General features: G+C 32.8%; 6 protein-coding genes. 3 read left to right on the top strand and 3 right to left on the bottom strand.

Translation table 11 applies throughout. The features are described from left to right. Window positions 1-31 precede the first annotated feature (31 nt). The 3 genes from FPG59_RS11250 to FPG59_RS11240 all read left to right on the top strand — a co-directional run bounded on the left by FPG59_RS11250 (window position 32) and on the right by FPG59_RS11240 (window position 4293). Complete coding sequence (locus FPG59_RS11250; RefSeq protein ID WP_086454697.1) at window positions 32-865, top strand: Cof-type HAD-IIB family hydrolase; 834 nt, start codon at window positions 32-34, stop codon at window positions 863-865. A gap of 24 nt (window positions 866-889) precedes the next feature. After that, complete coding sequence (locus tag FPG59_RS11245) at window positions 890-3238, top strand: prolyl oligopeptidase family serine peptidase (RefSeq protein WP_086454696.1); 2349 nt, start codon at window positions 890-892, stop codon at window positions 3236-3238. A 101-nt stretch (window positions 3239-3339) separates the two neighbouring features. Then, window positions 3340-4293, top strand: coding sequence for a phosphoribosylaminoimidazolesuccinocarboxamide synthase (locus FPG59_RS11240; protein ID WP_086454695.1), 954 nt, complete (start codon window positions 3340-3342; stop codon window positions 4291-4293). 181 nt (window positions 4294-4474) lie between these two features. Here the strand turns inward: FPG59_RS11240 and FPG59_RS11235 are convergent, their stop codons facing one another. From FPG59_RS11235 to FPG59_RS11225, 3 genes are all read right to left on the bottom strand, one after another. After that, on the bottom strand, window positions 4475-5761 hold the full coding sequence (locus FPG59_RS11235) for a DEAD/DEAH box helicase (RefSeq protein WP_086454694.1): 1287 nt from the start codon (window positions 5759-5761) through the stop codon (window positions 4475-4477). A gap of 354 nt (window positions 5762-6115) precedes the next feature. Next, window positions 6116-6976 (bottom strand): neutral zinc metallopeptidase, encoded by an 861-nt coding sequence (locus FPG59_RS11230; RefSeq protein ID WP_086454693.1) that lies wholly within the window; start codon window positions 6974-6976, stop codon window positions 6116-6118. A 64-nt stretch (window positions 6977-7040) separates the two neighbouring features. Further along, window positions 7041-8590 (bottom strand): PAS domain-containing hybrid sensor histidine kinase/response regulator (locus FPG59_RS11225; protein WP_140344642.1); only part of this gene is annotated, 1550 nt, incomplete at its 5' end.

Genomic DNA, 8590 nt, shown 5'->3' with positions numbered 1-8590 from the left:
GTTTTGAGGGTATGAATTTTTTAGAAAAAAAATGATTGTAAACAAGAATATTAAAGTTATAGTTAGTGATTTAGATGGCACATTACTCAACTCAAATCATACAATTTCAGATAAAACCATTTCTGTTTTTCAAAAACTTCACCTACATAATTATGTAATCATTGTTGCAACAGGTCGTCATCATCTTGATGCTATGCCAATACTTGATTCACTAGGATTTCCCGTTTATTTGGTCTCGTCAAATGGTGCTCGTATTCATGCCCCTGATAAAAAGTTACTTTATTCGTTTGATATAAAAAGTGATCACATTCAATCAGTACTAAGCATTGACATCGATCCAGATATTACAACGGTTTTATTCAAAGAGGATATTTGGTTTACCAATAAATACAATAAGAAGTTAAATGATTTTCAACCTGAAATAAGGTATCGTCCTGAGCTGGTAAATTTTAATGAATTAGAAGACTATGCTGGGATTAAATTATTGTTTACCCACGAAAATCATTCAAAACTACTAGCGGTTAGAGATCGGATTTTAGAAAAACATGAAGGATTATTTAATCATGCCTTTAGTTTGCCTTTTTGTTTAGAATTCATGGATAAATCAGTAGATAAAAGTGTAGCTATTGCTAATATTCTTGAACTTGAGAATTTTAGTTTTCAAGAAACACTTGTATTTGGGGACGGTTATAATGATGAAAACATGCTCCGCGAGGCAGGAATAGGCGTACTTATGGATAATGCTCCTCAAAGTTTGAAAGAGTTGTTACCGCAGCTTGAAATAACAACGACCAATGAGACTGATGGAGTTGCAAACTACATCACCAACAAAATAATTAACTCTAAACTAGAACTGCAACAATAACTACTAAACTTAAATGAAATTAAAATGAATAAAAATGTAATACTTATTATTTATATATTTTTTTCGGTTTCCCTTTACAGCCAAAATTTAAAGCTAGAGGAAATCATGAAAGGAAATGCTTTCATTGGTTCGCAACCAGAAAATGAGAGATGGTCAATAGATGGACAAAAAGTATATTTTGACTGGAACCCCAATAATGAACTAGGAAATAGTACGTATTTCTGGAAAAAAGGAATGACAAAACCAGAACTTGCACCTGCCAGTGAAGCTCTTTTTTCAAGATTAGATTTAAGAAAATCATCAAATCCAGATGTTTATTTTTATCTTGACAAAGGCCGTTTGTATTCGTATTCTTTGAAAAATAAAGTTTCTAAAAAGTTGTTTCAGCATAGCAGTCCCATTTCAAATTTGCAAGTAAGTGCAACAGCGGGTTTGTTGTTTTTTAGACAAAATGACAATATTTTTCAATACAACATCAACGAAGGTTCTTTGATTCAGCTTACAAATTTCCGAAAAGGAAAAGCGGATGAGGTTGCTTCTCAAAAAGAAACTTTTTTAAAGACCCAGCAAGAAGAACTGTTTCAATTTGTAAGAGATCAAGAAGCATTAAAAAAATGGAATGCTGAAAAAGCTAAACTTTCTATGTCAGATTTCCCAAAACCTTATTTTTATGGAAAAAATACTTTTGGAGGGTTAAAAATGGATCCGAAAGGCAATTATGCCACTTTTAGATTACTAGATGAAGTAGAGGGAAAAAGAGAAAAAATGGAGGCTTTTATTACTGCAAGTGGCTACAATGATATTGTTGACACTAAAGAAAAAGTTTCTGTAAATAATTTGATTCCTTCAAAGTTTGGTGTTTATAATGTTGCTAAAGACTCAGTTTATTTTATCAATTTTTCTACTTTGAGCCATATTCAAGATGTACCAAAATATTTTGAATTGTATGAGAAAAATAAAAATGTGGAGAAAAAGAACAAATTAATTATTGTTCAAGAACCAATATATAATGATGATGGTAGCTATGCCGTTTCAGAGATAAGAAGTCAAGATAACAAAGACCGTTGGATAGTACGTTTGAATCTTGAAAAAAATACTTTTGAAGAGATTGATTATCAGCATGATGAAGCATGGATTGGTGGACCTGGAATTCCGTCAAGTTCTTTCGGGAGAGGAACTCTTGGTTTTTTAGCTGATAATGAGACTGTTTATTTCCAATCTGAAGAGACCGGTTATTCTCATTTGTACACATACAATTTAAAATCAAAACTTAAAACGCAATTGACACAAGGCAATTGGGAAGTACGATCAGTAGCTTTGTCTAAAGATAAAAAAGCATTTTACCTAACAACTACAACTACACATCCAGGAAACAGAAGTTTTTACAAGCTCGATATTTCGACAAAAAAAATGCAACCTATTTTAACTAATGATGGTGCTCATGAAGTTAGTATATCTCCTGATGAAAGTTCGTTATTAGTTCGCTATTCCTATAAAAACAAACCTTGGGAATTGTACGTGGCAAGTAATAAAACCAATACCTCTTTGAAACAAATTACAGCATCGTTAACAGAAAGTTTTAAAGCCTATTCTTGGCGTGAACCCGAAGTTATTACGTTTAAAGCTCAAGATGGTACAACCGTACATGCTAGATTGTACAAGCCTCAACAAGCAAATGCTAATAAAGCGGCTATTTTATTTGTACATGGAGCAGGTTATTTACAGAATGCGCACAATTATTGGAGTAGCTACCATAGAGAGTATATGTTTCACAACATGTTAGTAGATCAAGGATATACGGTTCTTGACATTGATTACAGAGGTAGTGATGGATACGGACGCGATTTTAGAACCGGAATATACCGTTTTATGGGAGGTAAAGATTTATCAGATCACTTGGATGGAAAAAAGTACTTGGTTGAAAATCATGGTATAGATGCTTCAAAAGTGGGTATTTATGGAGGTTCTTATGGTGGTTTTATTACCTTAATGGGAATGTTAACAGCGCCAAAAGAGTTTGCATCAGGTGCAGCACTAAGATCGGTTACGGATTGGGCACACTACAATCATGGCTACACAGGTAATATTTTAAATTTTCCTGAAACAGATCCAGATGCGTACAAAAAAAGTTCTCCAATTTATTTTGCGGATAATCTTCATGGAGATTTATTGATGTTGCACGGAATGGTTGATGATAACGTAGAGTATAAGGATATTGTTCGTTTGTCTCAGCGTTTTATTGAATTGGGTAAGAAAAAATGGAGTTTAGCTAGTTTTCCCGTTGAAGCACACGGATTCAAAGAAACGTATTCATGGGTTGATGAGTACAGCAGGATATTAGATTTATTCAATCAAACCTTACTCAAAAAATAGTTTTCCTGTAATATCAAACAATTGAATGAGGTATTCATTGCTATACTTTATGAAATAGTTTTAAATTTGCAGCTACAATATAAACACACACAACTAAAAAAATGAGCCACACAATTACAACTACAAATTTCAATTTCCCCAACCAAAAAGCAGTTTACCGCGGTAAAGTAAGAGAAGTATACACCATAAATGATGAATTATTGGTTATGGTTGCTACTGATAGACTTTCTGCATTTGATGTGGTTTTACCAAAAGGAATTCCGTACAAAGGTCAAATTTTAAATCAAATTGCTACTCGATTTATGGAACTGACATCGGATATTGTGCCAAATTGGTTGCTCGATACACCAGATCCAAATGTAGCTGTTGGGAAATTATGTGAGCCATTTAAGGTAGAAATGGTTATTAGAGGTTATTTGTCTGGACATGCGGCACGCGAATATGCTCTTGGTAAAAGAGAAATTTGTGGCGTTTCAATGCCTAATGATTTAAAAGAAAATGATAAATTTCCTGAACCAATAATTACACCTACAACTAAAGCAGATAACGGAGAGCACGATGCCGATATTTCAAGAGAAGAAATTTTAAGTAAAGGTATTGTATCTCTTGAGGACTACCTTGTCTTAGAAAAGTATACCAGAGATTTATATCAAAGAGGCACAGAGATTGCAGCGGGTAGAGGTCTTATTTTGGTGGATACCAAATATGAGTTTGGTAAAACTAAAGAAGGCAAAATTGTTTTGATTGATGAAATTCATACACCAGATTCATCTCGTTATTTTTATGCAGATGGATATCAAGACCGTCAATATAATGGTGCTGAGCAAAAACAATTGTCAAAAGAGTTTGTAAGAAGGTGGTTGATAGAAAATGGTTTTCAAGGACTTGAAGGACAACAAATACCTGAAATGACAGATGAGTATATAGAATCTGTATCTGAAAGGTATATCGAATTATACGAAAATATATTAGGTGAAAAGTTTATAAAAGCAGATATCACTAACATTGATGCAAGAATTGAAGCTAATGTAGTAGACTATTTGTCTCGTAAATAACGATCAAAATGTAAAATCCGCTATTTTGAATAGCGGATTTTTTTGTATAAAAAATCTTTATCAAAAATCATTATTTTTTCATTCTTAAAGATTATCAGCGTAATCAAATAAAAAGACCGTAAATCATGTTTTGATTTACGGTCTTTATTGTTTTTAGTAATTATAGGTTTTCATATAGTAATTACCTATTTACACGCCTTTCGTTGGTTGAGCTAGTAGTACGTCTATTTCCAAAATTATTTGTTTTTTTGGCTGCATCTACTTTAGGTTGTTTGGGTGCAGAAAAGCGTTGTGTTCTACCTTGCCCTTGTTTTATAGGCTCTTTTGATGCGTTTGGATCTGGTTCAAAACCTTTTATGTTTTCTTTCGGGATTGTTAAGCCAACTAATTTTTCGATATCTCTTAAAAAAACAGTCTCATCAGGACTAAACAATGAAATTGCTTTACCATTTGCACCAGCACGACCTGTTCTACCTATTCTATGAACGTAATCTTCTGGTATATTAGGTAATTCAAAATTTACAACATGTGGTAATAATGGAATATCTAATCCACGAGCTGCAATATCTGTTGCTACTAGAGCTGTTAGACTTCCATTTTTAAAACCTTCCAAAGCTTTTGTTCTAGCGCCTTGACCTTTATTACCGTGAATTGCTGCAGCTTTAATACCAGCATCGTTCATAAACTCAGTTAGTTTATTAGCGCCTTGTTTGGTTCTTGTAAACACTAAAATTTGTTTCCAGTTCCCTTCGGTAATCAGTTTTATGATTAATTCGGTTTTTTTCTCTTTGGCAACAGGATAAATTAGTTGGGTTATGGCGTCAACAGTAGTGTTCTCAGGAGTTGCTTCAACCTGAATAGGATTTTGAAGAATTCCCATTGCTAGTTTCTTAATATCTTTTGAAAAAGTTGCAGAGAAAAGTAAGTTTTGTCTTTTTTGAGGTAAAACTTTCAGTACTCTTTCAATATCACGTAAAAATCCCATATCCAGCATTCTATCGGCTTCATCAAGTACTAAAATTTCCACTTTTGCAAGTGAAATCAAACCTTGATTGTGTAAGTCTATAAGTCTTCCTGGCGTTGCTACCAGAATATCAATGCCTTGACGTAATTGTGTTACTTGAGGATTTTGATTTACTCCACCAAAAATAACCGTACTTTTTAAATCTAAAAATTCGCTGTATTCTTTGATATTTGCTAATATCTGAGCTGCTAATTCTCTTGTAGGTGTAAGGATTAAAGATCGAATTGGACGATTGCGAACTGGCTGACTTTGAGATAACAATTGCAATATTGGGAGCGTAAAACCTGCTGTTTTTCCTGTTCCAGTTTGAGCAGATGCTAAAACATCTTGGCCTTTAAGTATGGGAGGTATTGCTTTTTGTTGAATTGGAGATGGGGTAGTGTACCCTTTTTTGCTGATTGCTTTGAGTAAAGAATCAGATAAACCTAATGAATTGAATGACATAAATTGTATTTACGAAGCAAACACATTTATATATTTTGCTCCTTTAATTTGGCGCAAAGGTATGTCATTATTTTGGATATCTCTTGATTGATAGGTTTTCTTTGTTTAAGATACTTGTGTAAAGTGTTGTTTTACAGTGTGGAAAGGGTTTTGCACAAGCTTTTTAATCACATTATTGCTTGTAAAAACACTCTAAAATCATGAAAATGAAAACAATAATTGATTATTCATGAATTACAAAAGATCATTTTTACAATAAAGAACATTTTTTAATCAAACCTGAAAATTATTTTTTTGGATCAAATTGAATAAAAAAATGTGGCATGCAGTTGCAATGCTACATGCCACAATGTGTTAATTGATTTCAGCAAAAGTATTCCCTTGTTTGATATCGCCAGTTTTGTAACCTTTCATAAACCAAGCTTTTCTTTGAGCCGAGGTACCATGAGTAAAGGATTCCGGAACAATATGGCCTTGCATTTTTGCCTGTATAGCATCATCACCTACAGCGTGAGCGGCGCTTAATGCTTCTTCAAGATCACCTTCTTCAAGGATATTTTTCATTTTTTGATTGTAGTGTGTCCAAACGCCAGCATAAAAATCAGCTTGTAATTCTAGAGCTACAGATAGTTTATTGGCTTCAGCCTGACTTTTTCCTTGTTGCATTTGTCTCATTTTGGACGAAGTTCCTAGTAAGGTTTGAACATGATGTCCTATCTCGTGTGCAATTACATAGGCTGTTGCAAAATCACCACCTTGGGCCCCAAATTTAGTTTTCAACTCATTAAAGAATGTTAAATCCATGTACACTTTTTGATCTGCAGGACAATAAAATGGACCAGAGGCCGAGGTTGCGCTACCACATTCTGTATCTACACCTTGTGAGAATAAAATTAATTTAGGTCTTTTGTACTGCATATTATTTTCCTTAAAAATTTTATCCCACACATCCTCTGAATCAACTAATACGGCTTCAACAAATTTTCCTTCTTCAATTTCTTCAGCGGTTAAGGCTCTCTGTTCTGTGGGTGCACTTTGTCCTTGATTCATTTGCTCAAGAATAGGTGTTATCATTTGAGCATTTTCTCCACCAAAAGTATTTAGTAAAAGGATAACAATACCTATTATTCCCCCGCCTACTATAGTTTTTCCACCAGAAGACATTCCTCTTCTGTCTTCAAAATTTTCACTTGAACGTCTGCCACTCCATTTCATAAATTATTTTTTTAATTAATTGATTTAAAATTTAAAATTACATATTATTTTAACATTAGCAACATTACTTTTTATTTTGTATGATCCACTTTGAAATAGTGTCGCCTATTATTCCTTTTATAATTGGTTTTGATATGTAATCATTCATTCCAGAAGCAATACATTTTTCTTTTTCTTCTTTTTCAGCGCCAGCAGTAATGGCTATTATAGGAATTGTTTTTCCATTTTGCAAGTTTCTAATGCATTGAGCGGCTTCGTACCCATTCATGACAGGCATTTGAATATCCATAAAAATAATATCAATTGGAGTGTTTTCAAATTTTTTAACAGCCTCTAAACCGTTGCTTGCTTCATGTATTTGATTTGGATAGGGTTCATTTTTTAAAATGGTTTTTAAGAGTAGCATATTTACTTTATTATCTTCTGCTATCAAAATGTGTATTAACTTGGTATTTAAATCGTTTGCTAATTTGATATTGTTATGAATATTAAGTTTGTTTTTTTCTACAACTTTCTCTTTAATTACGGTATCAGTAACTTTTAACTTTAGGTCAAAATAAAAAGTACTTCCCACATTGATGGCACTTTCTAGCTTTAATTGACTGTTCATAAGACCTAATAATTGATTGGATATAGTTAATCCTAGTCCTGTACCTCCAAATTTTCTAGTAGTGGATCCATCTTCTTGTGAAAAAGCCTTAAAGATCTTCTTTTTATTTTCTTCTAATATCCCAATACCTGTATCAACTACTGCAAAACGAATTGTTGCGTATCCGTTACTTATAGGTTTTACTGCAGAAACAATTAATTTTATTGATCCAGTATCAGTAAATTTCACTGCATTGGCAAGTAGGTTAATCAGTACCTGCTTCAATCGAACACTGTCTATCAAATAATGTAAAGGAATGTCTTTGTCTACAATTAAATCTAGGTGCAGTTTTTTTTGGTTTGCTTCATAGTGTATCAAATCAACAACTTGCAAAAGCATATCTTTTAAATTGCAAATTTCAAAATACAACTCGAGTTTTCCAGCTTCAATTTTAGAAAAATCAAGAATATCATTGATAATATTTAGTAATGAATGTGCTGATTGACTTATTGTGGTCATGTATTTTCCCTGAGTTTCACCAAGATTTGTACTCATTAATAAATCAGTAAAACCTATAATACCGTTTAAGGGAGTTCTTATTTCGTGGCTCATATTGGCCAAAAAATCGGATTTTGCTTTATTTGCTGCTTCGGCAAGTTCTTTTTCTTTAACAATTGTTTCGGCTTGTTTTCTTTCGGTGATATCAATAAATATACCTTCAATAAATGCTATTTCTCCGTTTTTATAAATAGTATCGCCAAACTCTTCAACCCATACAATATTGTTTTTTTTATGAATAATTCTGTAGGTAAGGTGAATTGGTTTTTTTGAGTCTATCGCTTTTTTTTGGGCTTCAATAGTTTTAATTTTATCATCTGGATGAATCAAATCAATAAATAAAACTTTATTGCTTAAGAAATCAGATTTGTCATAACCTGTAAGATTCTCTATTTCATCATTTATATAAATTTTTGTACTTTTTGCATCATAATTAGAGAGGTAAACAGTTCCTGGTATATTATTGG

Origin of the sequence: Flavobacterium sp. FPG59, from assembly GCF_002150205.1 — a bacterium.
GTDB lineage: Bacteria > Bacteroidota > Bacteroidia > Flavobacteriales > Flavobacteriaceae > Flavobacterium.
This window is presented reverse-complemented; position numbering and strand designations above follow the sequence as displayed.